Here is a 24,801-nt window from a genome sequence, read left to right as displayed (position 1 = left end):
CCCTCAACATCTGTACGTTAGCGTACAGACCCTGTCAGACCACCCACCTAACCTGCACTCAGAACAAATCGGTCGAAACCGGCCTGGCAAAGGGGCTTCGAGCCAGTTGGCCGATGCGAACGGGAGCAGTTCGATGGTGGGATTATCGTCGCGTGGCGCACTTGGTGGTCTGGGCCTGACAGTCTGCCTGGCAGGCCTGCTTGGGGCTGGTCAGGTGTTTGCTCAGGACGGGCACGGATCGGCCGTTGGCAACGTATTCCCCTCGGCAGTTCAGAACAGTGTGCTGGACAACGCGCATCGGGCGGTCCGCCCGGAAACACGAAATCAACGCAATAGCGGGCAGGGTGGTGACGTGGTCGTTACCAGCGAGAGCGGTCATACCGGTCTGGCGGTGGCGATCACTTTCGGCGTGGTGGGCCTACTTCTGGTCGCCCGTCGACGCATGCAACCCGGCCCCAGATGACTCATTAGTCCAATTCGGCCAGGGTGGGGATCAGCATGCATACATGCCTGAAAGACTTTCTGCAAAGTGCGACGCGCATGCTCGTCTGCGGTGCGGTGCTGGTTGCCATGACCGGCTGTGCCCTCGGCGGGGCGAGTGATCCGCGGCCTCGCGGTGATGCTGCCGCGCCTTCGCAGGCTATTCAACCGAGTACCGGTCCGGAATATCAGATCGGGCCGGAGGATGTGCTGGAGATCTCCGTCTGGCAGGAGGAGGACCTGCTCCGGGAAGTGCTGGTGCGGCCCGATGGTGGAATCTCCTTCCCCCTGGCGGGCGACCTGCAGGTAGCCGGGCGAACGGCGACCGAGGTGCAAGAGGAGCTGACGCGACGCATTCACGCCTATATTCCCGACGCCCTGGTGACCGTCTCGGTGGTGAAGGTTTCAGGCTATCAGATCTATGTGCTGGGCAAGGTCAACAATCCCGGACAGTTCACCGTAGGCCGCTACGTGGATGTGATACAGGCGCTAACGCTTGCCGGCGGCCTGACACCGTTTGCCGCCGAGAGTCGCATCAGTGTCATACGGCGTACCGCGGACGGCGAACGTGTCTATCCATTCGACTATTCGGCCGTCAAGCGCGGACGCGGCCTCGATCAGAACGTGCTCTTGCAGAGCGGGGACGTGGTCCTTGTCCCATGAGCACGCCTTCGCCTCGAACCGGCAGGAGCAGCGTTTGTTGCGACACCGGTTCGAGATGGCACCGTGGATTGCCATGGCTCTGATGTTGGCCGCGGTGTCTGTAACCACACAGTCGAGCGCCCAGAGCTGGGCCTTCGGGCCGGAGTTCGAGAGCCGGGTGGGCTACGTGAGCAACATCGACCTTGATGAGCGCGATGGCGAGGACGCCATGCGGGTAACCGGTGCCGTGGGGGCGGTGGCAGAACGGCGCACAGACGTGCAGGTCATCCGTTTGCGTGGCCAGGCCGGATATTCCTCCTACCTGGGCAGCGATGATGATCTGGGCAGCGAGACATTCCAGCAGGTACAGGGGCGCAGTCAATTCGTACGGGAGAACACCACGTGGCAACTGGATGGTCGTGCCTACCGCGACCGCAACACCGAGCGTAATGAGCAGACTATCGACCTGACAGATCCGGACGACAGTCTGGACGCCGGATCGGATATCGACACGCGCATTAGCCGTGAAACCATCACCCGGTATCGGCTGTTCCTCACGCCATCTGTCAGCCATGACCTCAGCGATCGGCTCTCTGTCGGCGCTGGCTATATCGGACGCTATCTGGGGTTCGAGGGCAGCCCGCCGGGTTACGTCGACTCCTGGAATCACGAGGTCGAGGTACGAACCGACTACGCGTTGACGCAACGTGACACGGCAGGGGTCTCCATCATCGGCGGACAGTTCCGACCGAAAACAGGTGGTAACGATCAGGACCTCTATGGTGTCTCGCTCAACTACCGGCGGTTCCTCACCGAACGCTCCGGGTTGATTGCATCGGCCGGTGTTCGCAGGCTGGAACCTGCCGGAAGTGCCGATGACCTGGATAGCTCCACCGGCGGAGTGGGATCTCTGCAATTGAACACACGCGGTGAAGACTGGGTGGGGGCCATCACGGCCGAACGGCGCTTGCTGCCAACCCTGTCCGGCGTTCTGAACGAGACCGATCAGATTCTGTTGTCGGCGACCCACGACCTCGGGCCGCGGTGGCAGGCGTCGATACTCGGTCGCGGCTTCACCACGCGAGCCGTTGGTCGCCCCACACCGGTGGATACCACCAGGCGCTTCGTCAGCGTCGCGCCTGGTGTGCGTTATCGGCTGACCCCCGAGTGGAAGCTCACCGTTGATTACGAATTCCGTCACCGTGACCGGGAAGGCATTCCCGGCACGGCGAACAGCAACCTGGTCTATCTGGGTATTCAGTATACCCCGCTGCTTGGTCCCTGAGGCCTGGCGGGGAGGGAGACACAACGTGCTTACCGTGCCCTCATTTGCCGACTACATTGACATGTTTCGCCGCAGGAAAATGCTTCTTTTCCTTGTGTTCGCGATGATCTTTGGTGGGAGCGTAGCAGCAGCCATGTGGCTGCCGGCGGAGTACGAGTCCACCGCGAGCATCCGCATCGATCGTCACCACGTGCCGGCCAATCTGATCCAGTCCACCGTGGTGGTGGGGTATGTGAACGAGCACCTGAGCAATCTGGGTCAGGCGGTCATGTCCACCAGCAGCCTGTGGGAGCTTGCCGAGCAGCTTGACGTGTATCCGGAGCTGCGCGAAGCAGGGGCCCGCGGGGAGCTTGCGGCCACCATCCGTCGGAAGACCCGTCGCGAGATCCTCTATGTTGATGTAGGCGAGGAAGAAATGCGGCGCAACGCCGCTGTGGCGGTGGCCTTCACGATCACCCATGCCTCAGCTGACCCGGAAACCGCAATGAAAGTCGCCAACGGCATCGCCGAACGCTATCTGGAGGAAAGTGACCGTGCGCGCGCCGAGCAGGCCGCTCGGCTGACTCGTTTCCTGCGAACAAGGACCCAGGAACTGGAACAGAAGATCAGCGAGCACGAAGACGCACTCGAGGCCTTCAAGACGGCCAATGCGTCGAGCCTGCCACAGTTCGTGCAATTCAACATGAACCGGCTGGAAGCGATCCAGGACCAGATCGACCGTATCAGTGAGGGCATCAACGGCCTGACCCAATTGAGAATCGGGCTGGAGGCGCAATTGAGCCAGATAGAGCCGCGCATGAATGTGCTGGCGGGAGATCGACGGCAGTTGACGCCATCCAACCAGGTTGAGCGGTTGCGTCTCGAGTATCTCACCATGGCCGGGTCCTACGCGCCGCGACATCCGAGCTTCGCCAGACTGAGAAACGAACTGCAGGCCCTGGTGGGGCAGTCCGACGGGGCGTCGGAACTGCTACGCCTGATCCAGGCGGCTGAAGCGGATCGGACCCGGTTGTTCGAAGCCCGTGCCGACCCGGACGTTGATCCCGCGCAGATTGCAGCGCTGGAGCGGGCAGTCGGGGCAAATCGGGATCGACTCAATAATTTCAATCGCTCCGCAGACGGCGAAACTGTTCAGGCCGATAACCCAGCCTACATAGCCGCCGTGTCCAGGCTGCGCAGCGTGGAGTCGGACATTGCATCCGAAATGGCCCGTCGTGAAGCGCTGCAACGTCGGGTCACCGAGTTCGATACCCGCGTGGTGTCCAGTCCAACCGTGGAGCGGGAGTTCCAGGTACTGACCCGCAACCACGAACAGATCCTGCGGGAGTATGAGGAAACGCGGAACAAGCTCTTGCAGGCAGAGGCGGCCGAGCGCATCGAAAGCGGGCAGATCGGTGACCGGTTCACCTTGACTGGCAAGGCGGCGATGCCATCGGAGCCTGCCAGACCCATGCGTGCAGGGATCGCCGCGCTTGGTTTCATTTTCGCTGCAGGCACCAGTACGGGGATTGCTGCACTGGTGGAATATTTCGACAAGACGGTCCGGGGCGCCCGAGGCGTGCTGGCCGTGTGGGGCGCGCCGCCACTCGCAGCGATTCCCGTCTACCTGACCCGGCGTGAGCGGCGAAATCGCATGCTGCGGGCGGGACTTGGCTGGCTGCTCGTCGTCGCCCTGATCGTCGCAGCCACATGGTACGGCTTCGCCGAAGGATTTCTCGCCTGGCCGGAGGACGTCTCGTCATGACCGACACGATCGTCAGAGCGCTTGATATTGCGCGGCAGGATGAAGATGGCGACAGCCCGGACATGGTCGCCAGAGGTGGCGAACAAGGCGGCCAGAAGGGGCCGCGCCGGGTGCAATGGAATGAGACGGTGATGGAGCGCAACCGGCTGATCACCGGCGCGGCGCCGCAGCAGATGATCGATTGCTACTCGCTTCTGCGGACCCGTGTTCTGCACCGGGTTCGTCAGGACGGCATGTCCACCCTGGGCATCACCAGCCCATCTCCCGGTGATGGCAAGAGCCTGACCTCCGCGAACCTTGCCATCAGCATTGCACAGATACGCACATTTCCGGTGCTGCTGGTTGACTCTGATGTGCGCCGCCCCTCGTTGGCCCGTCTTTTCGGGCTCAAGGTCAATGCCGGGCTGGGGGATGCACTGGTCAAGGACGCCGCCATCGGGGATGTCGTTCTGCAACTGCCCCCACCGGGGCTTTTTCTGATCCCCGGGCGTACCGAGACACGCCTGCGCCCCGAAGAACTCTCCGCGGACCGGATCCAGAAGTTCATCTCCAGTCTGAAGCGGATGTTCCCGAAGGCTGTAGTGATCTTCGATTTGCCACCGGCGCTGGTCGGCGGCGATGTCATGGTCTTCGCCGCCAATCTGGACGCCACGCTGCTTGTGGTGGCGAACCACCGCACGCTGGAGACGGAACTGCAGCAGGCCACAGCCCTGTTGGAAGGAACGAACGTGATCGGGACCGTGCTGAATTTTGCGGATCGTGGCGCCAGCAGGAAGGACTACTACGGCGGTTGAGCCTGTGTAGAGCCCATACGACAAGGAGCAGGGGGGCGCATGAACCGTGTCATGAAGGACTGGACAGGCGAATCGTCACAGGCGTTTCCGGCAGCCCGATCCATTGCGCTGGCAGTTACGGCTGTCCTGATCGGCTTTGGCATCTATGCGCGATTCCTTGGCCTGGAAAAATCGCCGTTCGCTATTGACGAGTATTATATCGCCACCTCCGTCAAGAGCATCCTGGAGCACGGCCTACCCCGGTTTCACGGCGGCGGCTTTTACGACCGCGGCATCCTGGTCCAATACCTGGTGGCACCTTTGTTCCTCTCGGGAATGAGCCATGAGTTTGCCTTCCGCCTTGTCACCGTCCTGTTCAATCTGGCTGCGCTCCCGGCGGTATTCCTGTTGGCGCATCGGCTTGCCGGCCTGACCGCGGGTTGTGCGGCGCTGATCCTGTTCAGCCTCTCTCTCTGGGAGGTGGAGTTTGCCCGCTTCGCGCGGATGTATGCGCCTTTCGGCACGCTGGCCATCTGGCATCTCTATTGTTTGCACCGCGTCGTCTTCGATGGCGATCAACGCGCCATGCACTGGATGCTGGTTCTGTCGGCTTTGGCGATTCTCGTCTCCGAGTTTGCGATCCTCCTGGTGGGGCTGAACTTCGTGCCGCTGCTCTTCAGTCGTCAGTTGAAAATAGTAAGCCAAGTAACTGTCCCGGCTATATTGCTCGCCGTGACAGTCGTCTACACGATGGTTAATTTCCGTCGATTTGGTGTTACCGACTTCCTGCCACCCGACATGCCGCTGCAAGGCTCTGGTCTTGGTCTTCCCGTACATTTGCCACCGATTCTCCTCACCCAGGTGCCGACTGCCTGGCCGTGGTTGGCAGGGCTAGCGCTCGTCATTCTGCTCGCAGCGATTGTGGCCGTTGGTTGGCTCTGGACGGCCGTCGGAGACAGGTCACCAGTCTCCCGGCGCTGGACCTTGCTGCTACCCATCGGCGTGCCGATTCTGGCCATGCTGCACCAGTTCGGGCTACTGGTACTGGCAGGTGCGCTGGCGGTCCTGTGGTTTGCTCCAGCAAGACAATCCTGGCCCGGATTGATGCGGCGTCGCCTGGTGCAGATGACGATCTTGCTGCCACCGCTGGCACTTGCCTACTGGTTTGCCGTCGCCGTCCACGTCTCGCCTGGGGAGGCAATGCTCTACAACGCCACCGGGCATCCCGTTAAGGATGCAGTTCTGCTCCTATTCGACTATCCGCCGGTCTATGCGGTCGTGGTTCTGCAGTGGATGCGGGCAATGCCGGTGCAGACCGCGGTGATGGCGCTGCTGATCACCTTCGCCATCTGGCAGGCGCTGCGTCGCGAGAACGTCCGGGACGAGGGGTATCTTCTGCTGACAGGAGCGGTGATCGCGATCTGCATCATCGTTGCGGTTATTGATTCCTTATACACCAGCACGCGGTATACCTACGCCATCTACTCGGCTGTCCTGATTCTCGCTGCCGTGGCCATCGTGCGGCTCACCTCGGTGATTGGCAGCGAGCCCCGGCGCCTGGCTGCTCTGGGTGCCGTACTGGCAACCTTGATCGTGGTTTCCGAGGATTTCAGCCTTGATCACCTGCTCGCCATCGACTCCGATCGGGTGACCTACCGAATGGAGTACGGTCCTTATCGGACTGACCATTTCTACGCACGGCATGATTTCCGTTCACTGGCAGCATTTGTTAATGAACAGAAGTCTGCAGACGACATCGTGATCTCGGCTGAATACGCTCTCCCGTACTATCTCGAACGCATGGATTACCTGTACATGGATCGACTGGGCGGGCGTTTTCACGGGATTTCAGGGCAGAGCGGGACGCGGGACATCTGGGAGGGCGCGCCGCTGCTGTCATCCGCGGATGACCTGCTTGATGTGATTACGTCTTCCCGACGCACGGTCTGGCTGATCGCCCGCACGGAAGTCTCGGCATTCCGCACCGACGGCGAAATCATTGCGGAGCAGGCATTCGCCGAGCATCGCGCTTATCGCAGTGTCGATGGACATTTTGCCGTGTATCGCATTCCTCCGGGCGTGACCGTAACGGCTGACAACGCAGCTTCTCCGGCGACGGAGGCTCTGGTGAATGAGCGACACTAGTGCCGTGAATCATCAGTTCATCACCTTTCTGCGGGTGGGCAAGGCGCTGTCGCAAGGCGGTATCGCGAAGGCGTGGTGGTTCCACGTCGAGCGATGCCAACACCGCGACAGCGTTTTGCCCACCTGCCCTTCGGGAGCCAGTGCGCGCCTTGCTGGCGGTGTTGCAGCTCCTCGCCATAGCGACGGCTATGACTCGTCGCCGCGCCTAACCAGCAAGGCGCGCACTGGCTCAGAAAGGTGACGAACTGATGATTCACGACACTAGCCGCTCCCTGGGGGTTCTGGTTTCCATCGCGCCGCCGCTGCTGTTGGTGGTGTGGCTATGGGCGCCGGTGTTGGCGCATTACTACGTACCCGGGGCGGATATCGATCCCCAGGCGGTTGCCGCTGCCCGCGACTCGCCGACGGATGACGCCTTTGTCGAGTTACGAAGCCAGACGTTCGGTGTTCCACGGCTCACGCACTATAACGATGCCGAGATTCTGGAGGCGGCATCAGGCCTCCTGGAAAGACGATTCAACTTGCCCGGCTGGACCTTCCGGGAGACCGGGTTCCCGTTTCGACCCGAAGACGTGGAAGCGGACGATGGTGTCTGGCAACTGCGCTATGCCAGTTTTCTTCTGCCAGGCGTGTTGCTCGAGGCCCATGAGCGCAGCGGCGACGACAGCTATCTGCTGGCAACCCGTGATTTCCTGCTGGACTGGAACCGGTTCGAGCGTCATCGGCGGCTGCCCAGGGGCTTCATGTGGAACGATCATGCACTCGCCGCCCGAACCGTAGCGCTTGCAGATTTCTGGCGGCTCTATCGTCAGCACGCCGCCTACAGCCCCGACCATGCGAGGCAGGTGCTGGAACTGGTGGTGCGTACCGGCCAGTTCCTGGCGAAACCGTCCCACTACACCTACGCCACGAATCACGGGACGTTCCAGACGCTTGCATTGATGCACCTGGCACTGAGTTTCCCGACGCTTGATCAGTTCGTCGGTTATCCGGCACTGGCCGTTGAGCGGCTCACGGAGCAGATGGCCTACCTGGTGGCAGCGGATGGCACCGTGCTTGAGCATTCCCCCGAGTACCACTACTCCGGGCTTGAGCGGATGGCGACGGCATTTCGCTACCTCACCCTGGCAGACATTCCCATCCCGGATGACTGGTGGGAACTCTACGCGCGTGCGATGTCCCTGCAGGCTGCGATGCAAAGACCGGATGGCAGCCTGCCCCGGATCGGCGACACCGGGGTCATGGCGGCGGCGCGTGGCGTGCTTGTCACGGAGCGGCGACCGGACGGGGGAGCGCTGCGCCCGTATCACGTCGCAAACCTCAAGCGCCTTGAAGACCTGCAGGTCCAGCCAGTCGGTGGACACGCCATATGGTGGGGCGGTCGCGCAGCGAGCGACAGTGACCCTGGACGGCAGACGGTGCTCAACTGGCAGCATTTCCCGGGCCATGCCCATGAGCACGCAGCCGAACTGAGCGTGAACCTCTGGAGCGACGGTGTGGAGTGGATCACCGGTCCAGGCTACTGGCCCTATGGGCTGGCGGGTCGTCGGGAGGCGGTGTCGTGGCTCGGCCACAATGCCCCGCACTGGGTCGATGAGCCGGCGGATGGCGAGCGCCACAGTCAGCTGCTCGCCATGGCGTCGGCACCGGAACTCATGGCGGCAGATCTGCAGCGTACCCGAGGCAATGGGGCGAACATACGCCGACAGGTGCTGCAGGTGTATGGCGAATACTGGCTCATTATTGACGCATTCAGCGACGACCGACCGGGCACGGTGCGGACCACATGGACATTCGATCCGCAACTGCAACGCGACCGCGCAGGTGTGGTCGACGCGATGGAGACGACTCTGCGTCATCAGCCGTCCTCCCGACATCTTCGGCTCGCCTGGACCGGCTCCAGCGGCTTGCAAGTGGAACGTCTGCATGGTTCCGAGTCACCCTGGGGTGGCTGGGTCGTTGATACGGATCGCACGCCGCGAGCCGCAGAAGCCCTGCGCATGATGCAGCAGGTTTCTGAGCAAGCCTGGACAGCGCTGGTCGTTCACCTGCCAGTCTCCAGTGCGGCACCGCCTGCCGACAAGACCCTGTCCACACAGATGCTTGCTTGGGATGGGCCCGAGGAGTGGAGTCTGGCCATCAATGATGCCGACTGGGAATTGATCGTTGAACGGACGCCTGGTGGCCTGCGCCTGCAAAATGGCCTGACAACAGAGCCAACGGACCTCTTTGAATGGGTCCCCGCCGAGGCTTCTGAAGAAGGGCGTCAGATGCTCAGAACAGCCTTTGGGGAGGCTGAAAAACGCTATGGGCCGCGATTCAACGACTACATCGAATTTCGCAGCCTGATCACTGGTATGACCATCGTCCTCCTGCTGGCACAGGAGGTCGTGATGTTGCTCTGCAAGCGCCTGCTGCCAGGGGCCTACATGCCATTGCGGACGCTTTCCGGTCTGGCCTGGATTGCATTGGGGGTGGGCGTTCACGTGCGCTATCTGCTGTGAGTGTGCCAGCTCGGAGCTTGACGCATGCGGTTTGGTTCCGGAGTTCTCCATGAGGAGGCCGTAACATCCATGATCGGTAAGCGCGTCACATCCTCCATGCGCTGGCTGGTCCTTGCCCAGATGCTTGGGCAGGGCGGGGCGGTGCTCGCGTCCCTGGTTGTCATTCGCATACTGGAGCCCACGGACTATGGCCTCATGGCCATGGCCGCTGTGGTGCTCGGTCTCATCCTGCTGCTGAACGAGATGGGTCTCGGCTCTGCCCTGATTCAGCAGGCCTCGCTCAGCCGTGTTGAACTGGAACGGGTTTTCGGCCTGCTTCTTGTCGTGAACCTGGGGCTGGCACTTGCCTTGATCGGTGCCGCCCCCGCCATCGCCGTTTTTTTTGACGAGCCTCGTGTCACTCCGCTGATTCAGGTGATGGCACTGCGCCTGCCGCTGATGGCACTGCTTGTGGTGCCACGCTCCATGCTACGGCGCGACATGCTGTTCCGCCGCAAGGCCATGGTGGACCTCGCCGGCATACTGAGCGGCAGCGCCGCGACCCTGGTTCTTGCCCTCATGGGTTACGGCGTGTGGTCCATCGTTGTCGGCATTCTGATTGGCGGTGTCGTGGAGGTCATCGGCACCTATATCGCCTCGCCCGTCCGGGTGTGGCCGGCATTCTCGATTCGAGGCATGGGGCAACAGTGCCGTTTCGGGGGCTTCGTTACCCTCGATCGCATTCTCTGGTACAGCTACAGCCAGGCAGATGTGGTCGTCCTTGGCCGTTTCCTCGGCCCGGAATTGCTCGGCGTGTACTCCGTGGCCAAGCGCCTTGCATCCATGCCTCTGGACAGGCTCGGTGGCATCGTCAACGAGGTGGGTTTTTCGGCTTACTCAAGCGCCCATCGTGATGGACTGTCCGTGCCCGAGTACTACTGCAAGGCGGCACGCCTTGCGAGTTTCTTTACCTTTCCGCTTTTCTTCGGCATGGCTGCAATCGCCCCGGAGGCAATTCCTGTTGTGTTGGGTGAAAAGTGGTCTCCCGCAGTCCTGCCGTTCCAGTTGCTGGCCCTGGTGATGCCACTGCGTCAACTGAATGTGATCAATACCCCCGCGCTCATGGGTATCGGGCGGCCGGACGTCAATGTGGTGAACCTGCTGATCGCGCTTGTCATCATGGTTCCGGCCTTCCTGATCGGCGTGCAGTGGGGCGTCATTGGGGTTTGCCTGGCCTGGGTCATCGCCTATCCGGTCTATTTCGCGATCATGCTGTGGCGGTCGCTCGCTGTCCTGCAGGTCTCCGCTCGCAGCTATCTGGGTGCCATTTTGCCTTCTGCGCTGACTGCCGCTGTCATGGTTGGTTGCGTCGAGGTCAGCCGCCGCCTGCTGGATGATTGGCTGATACAACCGGTGTTGCTGCTGGCTGCTCTGGCGGTGGTCGGGTTCCTGGGGTATCTCGCGGCGGCAGGGCTGCTCAACCGCCCGCAGTGCCGCGAGATCCTGTCGGTGCTGCGGCGATGAGCGAGCAAATGGTGGCCTGCCTGCAACAATCGGAGTGCCCAACATGAAGCGTCTGCTGTTATCCCTGTTCGTGATCCTGATGGCGGATGGCATGTTCGGCTGGGGTCTCGGAATTGCTCCCGGACTCAGTATCAAGAATGCTGCGCTCTACCTCATCGTACTCCTGCTCGCCATGGAGTTCGCGGTCACCCAGCGCCGTAATATCCTTGAGTTACCGGGGATTCATCTACTGTTCGGGCTACTGATCGCCATCGCCTTCCTGTCCTGGGCGGCGAATACCATGATCGGCCTTTACACGGACTACCGGCCCATCCCCGCCCTGATCTCCCTCAAGGGAAGGCTTGTTGATTACTACCTGTTTTTCCTGGTTTTCTTCCTGGGCAGTCGAACTGCCGCCGATGCGCTCTGGCTGCAACGCTGGATTCTCGTGGTCATCGCTGCAGGCAGCATCGCCACCGTCCTTGATGCCTACAATCTGCCGAATCTGAACGTGATCTCCGTGCGGCGTGATGGGCGCGTGGAAGGACCACTGGGTGAGGCCAATCAGTACGGTCTGTTCATCGCCATGTTCCTGCCCATCCTGCTCGCCCGGGTCTGGAGTACACGGGGCCTGGAGCGCGCCTTCTTCGCGATGGGCAGCGCGTTCTCTTTCTGGGTTCTGGCGATGACGGTGTCCCGTGGTGCCTACGTCGCGCTGTTGCTTGGTTCGCTGTTGGCAGCCGTCTATTTTCGTCGATTCCTCAACCGCCGCTATGTGTTGAGAATCCTTGGCTTGGGAGTGCTCGGCGGAATTGGCGTGGCGGTTTTCCTCGGTCAGGAATATGCGGATCTGGTCATGGACCGCACGGTGGACGCGGCCAGCACAGGCGATGCCTTCGAAATCAGTTCAGGCAGAAACTGGATCTGGGCGACGGCGTTAGGCTACATGCTCCAGCACCCGACGAGCCTGGTCACGGGTTACGGCTGGGACACTTTCTACGCCACCATGTATATTGCGCCACACAACACGTATTTCTGGCATTTCTTCGAACTTGGGCCACCTGGTGTCCTGATCCTCTTTCTGTTGCTCTGTTCCGTTCTCCGTTACACACGACTGGCCACGGTCGGCGCCGCCGGTAACGCCGCCCACACAGCGAACCTGCTCGGGTTCGGATTCGGTTTTACTGCCCTGATGGTCGGGCTGATGTTTGTCGACCTCTGGGCACCCTGGTACTTCATCTGGGCCTATTGCGGCACGGCCATGCGACTGGCCGCAGAAGCGGTGCGTGAACAGGTAACACAGCCTGCAGTCCAGAGCCTTCACCCTGAGGCGGCGAGGCGAGCACAGCTGCAGTCGTCGGGTCCACCGGTTCAGCGGATGCCCTGATGACCACTTGGGCGACAAACACCGTAGACGCCGCGTCCGCAGTAGGCCGCGTCGCCACCCAAGCGCAGGCAAGCCAGCGGCGACGTATCCTGGTTGTTTCCCCATTTCTGCCGCCGAGCACTGCCGTGGGTGGCAAGCGCTTTGCGTTTCTTTGCAGGGAGTTTCTTGCCAGGGGACATCACGTCGAGGCGCTCTCTCTGTGCCTCCATGCGGACGAGCAGCAGGATGACTCCCTGATCAGTGCAATGCCCGTGCACCGCGCGCGGAACCTGCTGCCGCGGACAGGGCGGGGCAGATCGCTTACCCAACGCGTCTATGATCGCCTACTGCTTGGCCATGTCGGCGTGCCTGATCAGTATGTGGGCTGGATTCCTCCGGCCATGCGCATGGGCGGTAGCCTGATCGACCGGTTCGCGCCGGAGGTGATCATCGCAACTGGCCCGCCACACAGCAGTTTTGTGATCGGCCAGCGGCTCGCGCAACGGGCTGGCGCACGTCTGATCCTTGATTATCGTGACCCCTGGACCGCCTTTGATTGGCGGAACTCCAGCGGTGTCCGTCGGCCCACAAGACGGGTGCACCGGTGGTTGGAGAAGCGGCTGGTTGCAGCAGCGGACGCGCTGGTTTTCGCCACGGAGCGGATGCGCGCGGAATTTATTCGCCACCTCGGATCGTCATTGCGATCCCAGTCGCTGCTACGCGTGATTACCAACGGTTACGAAGAGCAATCTGCGCGACAAATCAGAAGCCTCGATGCATCTCATCGAAACATCGTTTTCGCGGGAGAGCTCTACGGCGGACGGCGCGTGTCGGATCTGATGGATGGTCTTTTACCCCTCATGCCCGAGCTGGAAGCGGCCGGTGTTAAACCGCTGGTCCATGTGTTCGGAACAGTTCGTGACGAGGACAGGCGCCGTGTCGAGGCTGCAGGTCTGGGAGGCTTGCTGCGCCAACACGATCCGGTGAAGTATGCCGACATCACCAAGGTGCTCCGTGGGGCGGACGTACTCTATCTGCCCTCCGGAGGCGAGGTCTCCTATGCCCTGCCTTTCAAGGTATTCGATTACCTGGGTGCTGCGCGGCCAATTCTCGCAGTGACATCCCGGGAGTCGGCGGTTGCCGATCTGATGCAGGAGGTGGACTGCGGCGAACTCGCTTATGGCGACAGCCCTTTGTCCGTGACCAGGGCGCTGCGCCGACTGCTGCTCGAACAGAAGTCTTATGGGTTCGGGGGCCGGGAGCAGTTTCGCTGGGACAGTCTCGCAACGGAGTATCTGGCTACGATAGACAGCGTGCTCAAGACGACTTGATCCTGTGCCAGCTCGGGCTGTGTTCGCTTCCGTACAGAGGGCCAGGTCACCGGCTGTTAGCTTTTCTCAAGTGCCTGACGCGCAGGCGGGAGCGCGAGTTGGCCTCCGCCCGAAAGAGCATGGTCGGTTGTATCTCCGATGACGACGATGGCCATCCCACAATGACTGAATCCAACGCCTCCGGACACCTTCATGTCTGCCATATGGTGGGTGCCTTGCGCTATGGCGGCGCTGAGCGGCAACTGGTGAATCTGCTCAACGCCATGCCTGAAGCGCAACGAACCGTCCTGATGATCGGTGCGCCGGTTGATGAGGGATTGGAGCAGGAACTCGATCCCCAGGTCCAACTGCTGCAGTTGCATGTCCGACTAAGGCGTTTCCCCATTGATTTGCTGCGCCTCGCCTGGCGTTTGCGCCGACTGCGGGTTGATGTTCTGCAAACCCATATGTTCTGGGCAAATGTCTTTGGGGTGATCGCGGCACGTCTGGCTGGCACGCCTGTCATCATCACCACCGAGCACGGTGATGATCGATGGTGGAAAGGCGCTTTGCATCGCTGGATCGAGCGGAACGTCATCACGCCGTTGGCGCACAGACGGGTCTGCGTCTCGGAGCACATTCTGCAAGTCAGGGCGCATGTCGAAGGTGTACCCCGTGCAAAGTTGCTTCATATACCGAATGGCACAGTGGTGAACGAGCAAGTGACAGATGACCCTTTCAAGGGAGATAGGACACTGGTCATCGGCAGTGTCGGGCGCTTCGTGCCGGAAAAGGACTTCCCGGGGTTGATCAGCGCCCTTGCCCGGCTTCGCGATGAGGGACTGCAATTTCAGTGTTACCTGGTGGGGGATGGTCCGGAGCGTGGAAACATCATGGAAGCCATCCGCCATCATGGCCTCGAGCAATGGTGTCTGCTACCCGGCTACCAGTCGAACATTGCCCACTGGCTGAACAAATTCGATGTCTTTGTCCTTGGATCGATCCACGAAGGCCAGCCGATGGCATTGCTGGAGGCAATGGCCTGCGGACGGGCCATTGTCGCGACCCGGGTCGGTGGTATCCCCATGACCGTCACTGAAGGGGAGGAGGCCTTGCTGGTGGAAGCGCAGAATCCGGAGGCCCTCGCAGCAGCCATACGCCGTCTGGCCGAGGCGCCGGCTCTGCGCCGTCGCCTGGGTGCGGCGGCGCGTGAGCGGGTAATTCGGGATTTTTCCAGCCGTGTAACAGCGGAGCGGTATCTCGATCTTTATACCCGGCATTGGGATGGACCATGGCGACTGTCGCGGGCAGAATGACTCAAGGCGATGCAGAGCGTCGCAATGTCCTTTTCGTTCTGCCCTCACTTGCTCGGGCCGGCGCCGAAAGTCAGGTCCTGGATCTACTCGAGAGCCTCAGTGGCGGCCCATGGCGTCTTCATCTGGCCACCTTCGAGCCGGCTACTGATCAATTGGCAAGGGTGCAGGCTGTTGGCGTGCAACACCACCATATTCCCCGGCGCGGTAAATGGAATCCCTCGTTTATCAGTGGACTTGGGCGACTGGTGGACAAGGCGCAGATCGATATCATTCATGCGACGCTCAATATCGCGGTGCTCGCAGCCTGGTGTGCGAGAACTCTGGCCTCGCGAAAGCCGCCGATTATCGCGGCCATCCACACCACCACCAGCCGTAACCGCAAGGATGCCCTGATCGGGTCCTGGTTGTACTCGCCCATCCTGCGCCGTTGTGATGCCGTGAATTTTGTCAGTCATCGGCAACGGGAGCACTGGTTGCAACAGATCCCGCTTGAGCAAGAGAGGACCTCGGTCATTCATAACGGGGTGGACACGATGCGGTTTGCTCCGTCTGAAGGTGACGCGCTCGGGCGAAAGCGCCCGACCGTGGTGTGCATTGCTGCACTGCGCCCGGAAAAAGGCCACCGTATCCTGTTGAGAGCTTGGCAGGGCGTCATCGCCGCAAGACCCGATGCACAATTACTTCTGGTCGGGGATGGGCCAGAGCGTGGCCGCATCGAGGGCCTGATTCACCAGTACGGCCTGGCTGGCAGTGTTGTCGTTCTGGGTATCATCCAGGATGTGCGACCGATCCTCTCCGGGGCACATCTCACCGTGTTGCCCTCAACTGCCGTTGAGACGCTGTCCCTGGCGGCACTTGAATCATTGGCCATGGGGGTGCCGGTGATTGCCACGGCCATTGGCGGCATGCCTGAGGCGGTATTGCATGAACAGACCGGCTTGATCCTTGAGCCCGGCAGGCCCGAGGAGCTGGCGACGGCCATTCTGGAGCTCCTGTCCGACGAACCCCGACGGCAAGTGATGGCCGCGAATGCCAGAGCCGACATGCTAGCCCGTTTCCGCAAGGAACGGATGGGCGAAGAGACCGCCGCGTTGCTTGAGCGGGTCATCGACAATGGTGGCCTTCACCATGCGCTCCGTTAAGCGTCCACGACGCGGTTCCATATGGATGCTCTCGACGGATCCGGACGCTGCCGGGGGCGTTGCTACGGTCATCAGGGCTTATCGGCAAGAGGGCCTCGATCAACGCTGGCCCCTGGTGTTCCTGGCCACCCATGTGGATGGTTCGTGGTTGTCAAAGCTCAAGCGCTTCCTCGGGAGCCTGATTCGCTTCACATGGGGTTTGTTGCGCGGGCGTGTGGCGCTGGTCCACGCCCATGCAGCATCGCGCCGGAGTTTCTACCGCAAGAGCGTGTTCGTCCTGCTCGCCAGAATGTTTCGTGTGCCCGCCATCCTGCATATGCATGGGGGGGAGTTCGACCGATTTTTCTGGCACGAGACGGGACCGCTGCGCCGCGCCTATATCCACGCAATACTCCGGGGATGCCATCGCGTGCTTGTCCTGTCCGAGCACTGGCGTCGGTTCTACAGCGAACTGTTGCCTCCGGATCGTATACAGATCCTCCCGAATGGGGTGAACGTTCCGATGGGATCAGCCGGATCGCCGCATCTGCCGCCTGCCGTCCTGTTCATGGGCCGTCTGGAAGCCGCCAAGGGAGTCTTCGACCTGCTGCAGGCCTTCGCTCGTCTGCGGAGCAGGGGAGTGGATGCCGAACTCTGGCTCGCCGGAGTCGGTGATGATGCGGGTATCCGACGATTGGCGTCTGACCTTGGCGTTGTCGATGACGTCCGTCTGCTCGGATGGATTGACGAGGTTGCAAGGCTGGAGCGCCTTCGTCGTGCCTGGCTCTTCTGCCTGCCATCCAGGGCGGAAGGGCTTCCGATAGCCCTGCTTGAGGCGATGGTTACAGGTTTGCCGGCGGTCGTCACCCGTGTCGGGGCCATGCCGGAAGTGATCATCGACGGAGAACAGGGTCTGACCGTGGAATCCGGGGACATCGACGGTCTTGAGCAGGCCCTGGGCAGGCTTTTGGGCGATCCGGCCCTGCGTGAGTGCATGGGGCGTTCGGCGCGAGACCGTGTTCGAAGACACTTCGACATTCGTAACACGCTTGATGCCCTGGAGCGTCTCTATGGAGAGATCGGCGTAACGCGGAGTCCTTCGAAGGAACAGGGCGCATGTATACGACAAGACTCTACGCATCCCTCGGGATAGCCGGACAGGAACGACTGATTACCGCATGGACGCGGTTTCGGCGCCTGATTCGCGAGGGTGTGCTGTACCGCAAGTATCAGCGGCAGTTGGACCAAACCCAGTGGCTGGACGAGGCGGCTCTGGCGGCCTATCAGGAAGACGCAGTGGCTGCAGCCCTAAGCTATGCGCGACGCTACGTGCCTCACTATCGCAAGAGCCTGAGCGATCGCCAAACCCGGCAAGTATTCTCCTGGCTCGAGACACTGCCGGTCATCGACAAGGCCTGGGTCAGGCAACATGAGGGCAGCCTGAGGTCGAGATTGCCCACCCTCAGCGTGTCAGGGGGTACCAGCGGCAGCACCGGCTCGCCGCTAATGGTGCGCCACGACCTTGCGTCCGTCATTCGGGAACAGGCCTTTGTGGACAGGCAGCGGGCCTGGGCGAGCTATCGGGCCGGTGAGCGGCGAGCCTGGTGGCGGGGCGATTTGATTGCACCAGTGGCGCGAACCGACCCACCGTATTGGCGGCTCAACAAGGGAGAGAACATGCTCATGCTGTCTTCCTACCACTTGTCCGAGCGCACTTTGCAACTCTATAGGGAGGCCCTGGAGCGATTCGATCCGGTGATCATCGAGGCTTATCCGTCCTCGGTGGCCTACCTTGCGCAGTATCTCAAGGCCACGGGACAACAGTATGGTGGCAAAAGCCTACGGGCCGTATTGACCTCCTCGGAGACCCTCAGCACAGAGCAACGCAACGTCATCGAGGCGGTGATGGGCTGCCGTGTCTTCAACTGGTATGGCGGCTATGAAAGAGTGGCTGCCATCGGCACATGCGAGCATGGCCGCCTGCATCTGCTGGGGGATTACAGTTATGTCGAATTGGCAGAAGTCGATGGGGACCTGCAGGAAATCATCGGCACGGCTTTTCATGAGCGGGCGATGCCGCTATTCCGCTACCGCACGGGTGACACTATCGAAGTCGCCACAACGGGTGCATCGCGTTGCCCTTGTGGCCGTGCATTCCCGGTGGTCAAGACGGTTGTGGGCCGGGAAGACGACTACGTGGTGACGGATGACGGCAGGCACGTTGGTCGGCTGGATCATATCTACAAGGGAATCGAGGGGGTTGCTGAAGCCCAGATCAGGCAGTCGGCATCAGGGGAGATCGTTATTGCGGTTGTTCCATTGAAAAGCTTCAACGAGGGGGTGCGCGCCCGTTTGATGGACAACGCCGTCGAGCGACTCGGGCCCGGAACTCCCATCCGTGTAGAGACGGCTACTCGCCTGCCTCGAACGAGCAACGGAAAGTTGCGGGGCGTGATTCGAGAGGTGCGTCAGGAAACGCCATCCCTGGCGAACTGATCTCGGCTATTGTTGCGTTACACGGATCTCGGAAGGCGGTGTGGGACGCGATTCGGTTCCGTCACTGCCGCCAGCACTGCCCGGGGCGCCATTCGGCTCCATCTCCGAGAGCGATGCGCTCTGGTTGCCAATGCGGATGTTATCGAAATTGAGGGACAGGTTATTGGGCGCATTCCATACCTGACTCTTCGCCATGTAGGTACCAATTCCGATCCCGAAGCCGCCATTGTTGTTCGTTGGCGGGGAGTTGTAGCCAATGCCGCGATCAAACGTCAGGCCGCCGCGTTCGATGCGTCGAGGCGCTATATCGACCACCTTGATCCACGGACCATCGTCCTCGCGCTTGTAGTAGCGCATGAACCCGGAGCCCCCCTGGCTCGAACCACGGGCGTCAAACTTGATGTGCAGGACCCAGTCGGTCCAGCCGCCACGGTTGACGCTGGCAAGCGCCTGCCGGGAGACATCCGGATTCGGAAAATCGGCGACGCCATCGTCCCAGCGAGGATTGCCACCAATAACCGGGTAGTCCTTGCGATAGAACATCTGGTACTGCCAGGGCACATCCGAGGAGGAGGGGTTGACCACAGGGGACCAGCGGTGATGAATTTCCCAGCTGTCCTTTTCGAGATGGACATTGGCAATGCCCGAGAGCTGATCACCGTTGGTCAGTGGCTTGATACCGAACAGTACCGGGCCCCAGCCACCGCCGGTGGGCTGCCAGTTATCCGGCAGGTAAACACTGAAGGAAATCCAGCGCTCGGACATGTAGGGCAGCACGTTGTAGACCTCGGGCAACGTCCGAAACGCGGATAGCTGTGAGCGGCGCCGCTCACAGTTACCATTGTCACAGTCTCTCGGCTCAGCCCCGTTAAGCGAATTCTTGATCGTGAATCGTGCCGAATACTGGCCGTGCCGTACCCGATTACTGTCAAGTGACAGGCAGGACCCGTCGCCACCGAATACGTCGGGATAGCCCTCCGGGCGACAGTATTCCGGAATCCCCCAGATCCATGGCAAGTCATGTCTTTCGTGGTGGTGCCATTGCAGAATATCTCCGGTCTCGAAAGAACCGGACCAGATGATGTTATTGGATTGTGCCGATAACGGCGCAGCAAGTAGCAATATGGCTAGCAGAGCAACGAGTCGATTAACGCAATTGTGAATGATTGTCCGCATGCAATATTTTTCAACCTGTGCAGTGGTTAATGTTCCAGGAGGCCGTCTTGCACCTCGCCCCATGACCTCTTTTCTTTCTGTTCCTGACAAGCAACGGCAGGGCGCCAATGAGAGCGCAAGCGCGGTATGCCGCTGTATCGCAGGGCAAGAACAGCGTCTCAGTCGCGGATGATACAGGGTGAAATCTAGGCAGTGTCCATGGTCGGAAGTGTGAAAGGTTTCACAGAAAAAGAGATTGGCAAAAAAACGACAACGAACCCGCTCTGAGTGTCGTTCTTCGGGGACAGGTTTGATCATGAAAAATAGAATATTCAATTCATTTATTTATAGCATTTTCATGTATTAGATTACATTATTTTAATGTCTTTACATGGGCATGCGATTTTCTCGATTTGTTGCGAATCGCACCGACAACAAAAAACGTGCATGCACTGTCAGTACGCCTGCGAACAGTGAAATCCCCATTCCCCCTTTAAAATCCGCGTACTGCCAAACCCTTGCATCATAGGTGACAGGGCGCCGCGCTCTCAGAGTATGAAGGGGAAATGGACGAGTTATCGCGCACAGTTCACCTGTCTGTCACCGATGCGGTGATCGACGCCTTCGCCGACATCACCGGCGATCGCAGTGCGCTGCACACGGATCCGGAGTTCGCCCGGCGCAGCCGTTTTCGTGGGCGGGTCGCCCACGGCATGCTGCCAGCACTGGCGCTTGTCTTGCTGGACGATCTCTTTCCGGCCAGCAGGGTACGGCTTACCACAGTGAAGGGCCGATTCCTTCGAGCAGTCATGCCTGGGGACACCCTGCGCCTTGAGTTGCGGGTCAAGCCGACTACGCCCGGTGCTGCTGAATTCTCGGCCGATTGGTACCGGATCGACGATCAGGATCGGACGACGCGCATCAGTGGCACGTTGGCGCTGCTCTCCGGCGTAGGGGGCGAGAAGCGTCCGGCCCGGACGGATGGCCACACGCCACCGCTCATCGAAGAACTCGATCTGTCAGTCGAAGAGCTTGAAGGCCGCTCCGAGCGCATACGATTCAGAGCCGATCTGGCCATGTCTCGCGCATTGGCAGAACGTGTACTGCAACCCATGGGGGTGGGCGCCGAATCGCTGCCGAGCCCGCAATTGCTTCTGATGGTCATGCTCTCGACCCTGGTCGGGATGCGTCTGCCAGGGCGGCGGGCAACGTTTCTTGGATTCGCTCTGGACTTCAGCCAGACGGAGGGGTTGGAGGGAGTCTGTGATCTGCGTGGCCAGGTCACCCGCCTGTTGCCGGCAGCGACGTTGCTCAAGGCCGATGTTTCACTCAAGTGCGACGGGGAAGCTGTCGGCTCGGGGACGTTCGAGGCGCTGGTCAACGAGCCCGCGTCGGTCATGCCATCAGTGATGGCGCTGCGCAGCGAGTGGCTGCCCCTGGGGCTGGACGGGAAAGTGGCCGTGGTGGTTGGTGGCAGCCGAGGCCTGGGTGAAACTACAGCAAAATTTCTTGCGCTGCTGGGCGCCCACGTGACCTTCACCTACTTCCAGGGGCCACTGGATGCGGAGCGCGTGCTGGACGAGATTACCGATGCCGGTGGTGTCGCCAGAACCCAGGTCTGTGATGTGCGCGACGAGGCATCCGTGGACGCTCTGTTCGGCTCGGTGCTTGCCCACCATGACCGGCTCGACATACTCGTCAACTGCGCTGTCCACGCATTCACCCCGCATTCCATCACGTCCACACGGCTTCCGGACTTTAGCGCTGAACTGGCGGTTTCAGTCCTGGGATTGCACACGGTCTGCTCCCGGGCGCTGCCCATCATGCGGCGCGGTGGCGGCGGCAAGATCATCAGTTTTTCCTCGCTGGCCGTGCGCAGCCCCGTGTCCGGCCAGGCCGTATACATTGCGGCCAAGGCGGCGGTTGAAGGCTATACGCGCACGCTTGCGCTTGAAGCGGCCGCCGACAACGTGCAGGTCAACCTGGTCGCCCCCGCAATGACTGAAACCGATCTTGTGAGGGCCATTCCCGAAGCGTATCGGATCCGCTTGCGAGAGGAGGCAGGCGCAGGTCGGCCCGTGACACCCGGGGACGTGGCCCAGGCGGTGGCGTTCCTCGCGTCCCACTGGTCGGATGCGATCACGGGTCAGACGCTCACTCTGAGCGGTGGTTCTCGACAGATCGTTGATTGAGGAGAGCCCAATGCAGGTCATGAAAGGCCCGGCCCAGAGTGCGGACCATGCCGCAAGAGCGCGCCGGCTCGCCCTTCGAAAGGCAGGCTCGTGGGACGAAGTCCGGGCAATCGTCGACGGAGTCGACGCCAGCAGGATGGACAGTGGTCTGGTCGAGTCCATCGCCCGTGCGACGGAAACGCTGCCAGGCCCCCCGGATGTGCGCATGGCATTTCTCTCGGATTGCACACTGGCACCGCTGGCCCGGCATGTCAGTGCTCTGGCAGCGACAAACGGGATCAGGGTGCAGGCCCACCTCGGCCCCTACGATCAGCATTTCCAGCAGGTTCTGGATGCGTCCAGCAGCTTGCACGATTTCCAGCCTGACGCGATCTTTCTTCATCTCAGTCTTGCGGCGTTAGCGCCGGAGTTGCACGAGGACTTTCTCGCTACGTCCGCGGAGCGAAGACGGGAGGCGGTCAACGAAATCGTTCAGCAGCTGCAGGCCTGGGTGAGCGAGGCCCGGGCCAGAACGTCCGCCATGCTCCTGCTCACCAACTTCCCACGTCCGGCGTTTCCCGTTGCCGGCGTGGCTGACTGGAGCCTGGATTTCGGTCAGGCCGAGTTCTACCAGACGTTGAACCTCGCCCTGCTGAGCGCTTTTCGGAGTGATCCCCGGGTCGCCATCGTGGATCTGGAAATGTCGCTTGGCCGTGGTGGCCATGTGGCGGCGGACAACCAGCGTTTGCACTACCTGGCACGCATACCGTGGAGCGAGGGCGCGATGCGGGACATGGCTGCAGAGATTCAGCGGCATCTTCAAGCCATCAGGGGGACTGCCCGGAAATGCCTGGTCGTTGATCTCGACAACACCCTGTGGGGTGGAGTACTGGGGGAGGCCGGGGTCTGGGGCGTGAAGGTTGGTGATGGTGATCCCGAATCCCGTGCCTACGCCGACATGCAGCGCGTCGTCCGCTCGCTGAAGCACCGTGGCGTCCTGCTGGCGATCTGCAGCAAGAACAACCATGACGACGTTCTGGAACTGTTTGCCCAGCGCCCCGATATGCCGCTCGCGCTGGATGACTTCGTGGCGACGAGAATCAACTGGCAACCCAAGCCGGACAACGTGCGCAGCCTTGCCGAGGAACTGAACATCGGGACGGACAGCCTGGTTTTCATGGATGACAACCCGGTGGAATGTGGCCTGATGTGCAGCGCTTTGCCTGAGGTCCAGACCATATTGCTGCCCGACGATGTGACTTGCGGGCCGAGCCTGCTTGGCCACATGCCACTTTTCGAGCGACACGCCCTGACCGATGAGGACCGGGCGCGAGGCGAGCAATACAGGCAGCAGGCGGTGCGGCAACGCCTCGTCCATGCCAGCGGCAACCTCGAGGACTTTCTGCAAGGTCTGGAGACCCGGCTGCGGATCGAAGTCGCCGGCGCGCAGCATTGTGCGCGCATTGCGCAGCTGATCGGCAAGACCAATCAGTTCAACCTGACCACCCGCCGATACACGGCTGCAGAAGTCGAGGACCTGCTGGTGGACGATGCCTGCCTGGTACTGGTCGGCAGTGTCAGTGATCGATACGGCGATCTCGGGCTGGTCCTGGTCTGTATTGTTCGCCTTGACGGCTCCATGGCGGATATCGACAGCCTGCTGATGAGTTGCCGCGCCATGGGGCGCGGTATCGAGACGGCATTCATGAATACTCTCAAGTCCATCGTTTTCGGCGAGCATTCCGTGCAGGAGCTACGCGGCCAGTTTCTGCCCACGCGCAAGAATCCCCCGGTTCGGGACTATCTCGACAACCAGGGTTTCCAGCTTGTTGATGAAACTCCTGACGGGGCGCGCCGCTACCGCCTCAACGCGGGGTATGCCGAGAGTCTTTCCTGCTCGGGAATCACTGTCGAATCATTACTCTGAGGACATGACCATGCACGACATCATCACCTCCACATTCGCCGATATCTTCGGTCTGGACGAGGCCTCGATCACCGACGATATGACACCGGAAACCGTCGAGCTCTGGGATTCTCTTAATCACCTTCGCCTGATAACCGCGTTGGAAGAGGCATTCGGCTTCCGTCTCAGCATGTCTGATATCGAATACATGATGGGTAGCGTCGCCCGCGTCCGGGAGGTCGTCGACCGTCATGCGGCTGCAAGTGCCGTGCTTTGACAGCAACAGGGGGGATTCCATCTGAAGAGGCGTTTGATCCATGACTACGAAAACCGCTGAGTCCATCGAGCGGCCGGTTGGCCGTCGCCGAATGCGCCTGACGAAGCTATTCCGGCGCTTCCTTGTCCCATCGCCGTTGCGCACGCTGCTCTACGGGCTGCGGTTTCGTGCGTGGGTCAGCCCCAGGGCCGAAGTCGACTACACACCCAACCTTGTTCTTGGCAAGGGCGTTGTCATCAGCGCCTTCGTCAAGATCAAGGCGACGGACGGGCCCATGGTGATTGGTGAGCGAACGTCAATCGGTGCCGGCTGCGTGCTGAGCTCCGGCACCGCCGGGATCAGTATTGGCCGTGATGTATTGCTTGCTGCCAATACGGTACTCATTGCCAACAACCACCGTTACGATCGGGTGGACATACCCATCAATCAACAGGGCCTGCGCTCACTTGGCATCACCATCGAGGATGATGTCTGGCTGGGTGCGAACTGTTCGGTGCTCGACGGCAGCCACATCGAGGAGGGGTGTATCGTCAATGCGGGATCGGTGGTGACAGGCAAACTGCCGGCGCGACGAATTGCCACTGGAAGTCCGGCGCGAGCCATCTTCGAACGTCGCTGACTGTTGCCA

The 24,801-nt window shown here is 61.0% G+C and carries 19 protein-coding genes; 18 read left to right on the top strand and 1 reads right to left on the bottom strand.

The annotated features are described in order from the left end of the window. Positions 1-133: 133 nt before the first annotated feature. From J2T57_RS14610 to J2T57_RS14545, 14 genes are all read left to right on the top strand, one after another. Positions 134-463: a hypothetical protein gene (locus J2T57_RS14610; RefSeq protein WP_253479670.1), complete on the top strand. Its 330-nt coding sequence runs from the start codon at positions 134-136 to the stop codon at positions 461-463. Between the two features lie 35 nt (positions 464-498). Beyond that, a complete protein-coding gene (locus tag J2T57_RS14605) occupies positions 499-1,143 on the top strand; it encodes a polysaccharide biosynthesis/export family protein (RefSeq protein ID WP_253479668.1) in 645 nt (214 codons plus the stop codon). After that, positions 1,133-2,407 carry a hypothetical protein gene (locus J2T57_RS14600; protein ID WP_253479660.1) on the top strand — a complete coding sequence of 425 codons (1,275 nt, stop codon included), beginning with the start codon at positions 1,133-1,135 and terminating at the stop codon, positions 2,405-2,407. The genes J2T57_RS14605 and J2T57_RS14600 overlap by 11 nt, the downstream gene beginning before the upstream one ends. 25 nt (positions 2,408-2,432) lie before the next feature. Then, complete coding sequence (locus J2T57_RS14595; protein WP_253479658.1) at positions 2,433-4,151, top strand: GumC family protein; 1,719 nt, start codon at positions 2,433-2,435, stop codon at positions 4,149-4,151. Further along, the gene (locus J2T57_RS14590; protein ID WP_253479656.1) at positions 4,148-4,945 is read left to right on the top strand and encodes a CpsD/CapB family tyrosine-protein kinase; all 798 of its coding nucleotides are present in this window, start codon (positions 4,148-4,150) and stop codon (positions 4,943-4,945) included. Before J2T57_RS14595 ends, J2T57_RS14590 begins: the two co-directional genes overlap by 4 nt. A gap of 39 nt (positions 4,946-4,984) precedes the next feature. Continuing rightward, positions 4,985-7,069 carry a glycosyltransferase family 39 protein gene (locus J2T57_RS14585; protein WP_253479654.1) on the top strand — a complete coding sequence of 695 codons (2,085 nt, stop codon included), beginning with the start codon at positions 4,985-4,987 and terminating at the stop codon, positions 7,067-7,069. Between the two features lie 248 nt (positions 7,070-7,317). Next, entirely contained in the window at positions 7,318-9,573 is a 2,256-nt protein-coding gene (locus J2T57_RS14580) for a heparinase II/III family protein (protein ID WP_253479652.1), read from the top strand. Positions 9,574-9,642: 69 nt separating this feature from the next. Continuing rightward, positions 9,643-11,076 (top strand): lipopolysaccharide biosynthesis protein, encoded by a 1,434-nt coding sequence (locus tag J2T57_RS14575; RefSeq protein ID WP_253479650.1) that lies wholly within the window; start codon positions 9,643-9,645, stop codon positions 11,074-11,076. Between the two features lie 43 nt (positions 11,077-11,119). Continuing rightward, positions 11,120-12,442 carry an O-antigen ligase family protein gene (locus J2T57_RS14570; RefSeq protein WP_253479648.1) on the top strand — a complete coding sequence of 441 codons (1,323 nt, stop codon included), beginning with the start codon at positions 11,120-11,122 and terminating at the stop codon, positions 12,440-12,442. Beyond that, on the top strand, positions 12,442-13,752 hold the full coding sequence (locus J2T57_RS14565; RefSeq protein WP_253479646.1) for a glycosyltransferase: 1,311 nt from the start codon (positions 12,442-12,444) through the stop codon (positions 13,750-13,752). The genes J2T57_RS14570 and J2T57_RS14565 overlap by 1 nt, the downstream gene beginning before the upstream one ends. Positions 13,753-13,913: 161 nt before the next feature. Next, complete coding sequence (locus tag J2T57_RS14560; RefSeq protein WP_253479644.1) at positions 13,914-15,047, top strand: glycosyltransferase; 1,134 nt, start codon at positions 13,914-13,916, stop codon at positions 15,045-15,047. Next, positions 15,044-16,189, top strand: a complete 1,146-nt coding sequence (locus J2T57_RS14555; RefSeq protein ID WP_253479642.1) for a glycosyltransferase family 4 protein — start codon at positions 15,044-15,046, stop codon at positions 16,187-16,189. The genes J2T57_RS14560 and J2T57_RS14555 overlap by 4 nt, the downstream gene beginning before the upstream one ends. Positions 16,190-16,214: 25 nt before the next feature. After that, positions 16,215-17,321 carry a glycosyltransferase family 4 protein gene (locus tag J2T57_RS14550; protein WP_253479640.1) on the top strand — a complete coding sequence of 369 codons (1,107 nt, stop codon included), beginning with the start codon at positions 16,215-16,217 and terminating at the stop codon, positions 17,319-17,321. After that, positions 17,285-18,664 carry a phenylacetate--CoA ligase family protein gene (locus tag J2T57_RS14545; protein WP_253479638.1) on the top strand — a complete coding sequence of 460 codons (1,380 nt, stop codon included), beginning with the start codon at positions 17,285-17,287 and terminating at the stop codon, positions 18,662-18,664. The genes J2T57_RS14550 and J2T57_RS14545 overlap by 37 nt, the downstream gene beginning before the upstream one ends. 6 nt (positions 18,665-18,670) lie before the next feature. Here the strand turns inward: J2T57_RS14545 and J2T57_RS14540 are convergent, their stop codons facing one another. Beyond that, positions 18,671-19,840: a heparin lyase I family protein gene (locus J2T57_RS14540; RefSeq protein WP_253479636.1), complete on the bottom strand. Its 1,170-nt coding sequence runs from the start codon at positions 19,838-19,840 to the stop codon at positions 18,671-18,673. A 545-nt stretch (positions 19,841-20,385) separates the two neighbouring features. Here J2T57_RS14540 and J2T57_RS14535 point away from each other — a divergent pair. From J2T57_RS14535 to J2T57_RS14520, 4 genes are read left to right on the top strand one after another with little or no spacing between them, the layout of a single operon-like run. Continuing rightward, positions 20,386-22,011, top strand: a complete 1,626-nt coding sequence (locus J2T57_RS14535; protein WP_253479634.1) for an SDR family NAD(P)-dependent oxidoreductase — start codon at positions 20,386-20,388, stop codon at positions 22,009-22,011. A 10-nt stretch (positions 22,012-22,021) separates the two neighbouring features. Further along, positions 22,022-23,917, top strand: coding sequence for an HAD-IIIC family phosphatase (locus J2T57_RS14530; RefSeq protein WP_253479632.1), 1,896 nt, complete (start codon positions 22,022-22,024; stop codon positions 23,915-23,917). A gap of 10 nt (positions 23,918-23,927) precedes the next feature. Then, entirely contained in the window at positions 23,928-24,173 is a 246-nt protein-coding gene (locus J2T57_RS14525; RefSeq protein ID WP_253479630.1) for an acyl carrier protein, read from the top strand. A 40-nt stretch (positions 24,174-24,213) separates the two neighbouring features. Next, positions 24,214-24,792 (top strand): acyltransferase, encoded by a 579-nt coding sequence (locus tag J2T57_RS14520; RefSeq protein WP_253479628.1) that lies wholly within the window; start codon positions 24,214-24,216, stop codon positions 24,790-24,792. Positions 24,793-24,801 lie beyond the last annotated feature (9 nt).

The sequence above is a fragment of the Natronocella acetinitrilica genome, from assembly GCF_024170285.1.
GTDB classification, from domain to species: domain Bacteria; phylum Pseudomonadota; class Gammaproteobacteria; order Nitrococcales; family Aquisalimonadaceae; genus Natronocella; species Natronocella acetinitrilica.
Note: the sequence above shows the minus strand (reverse complement) of the source record. Positions and strands in the feature narration are given on the sequence as shown.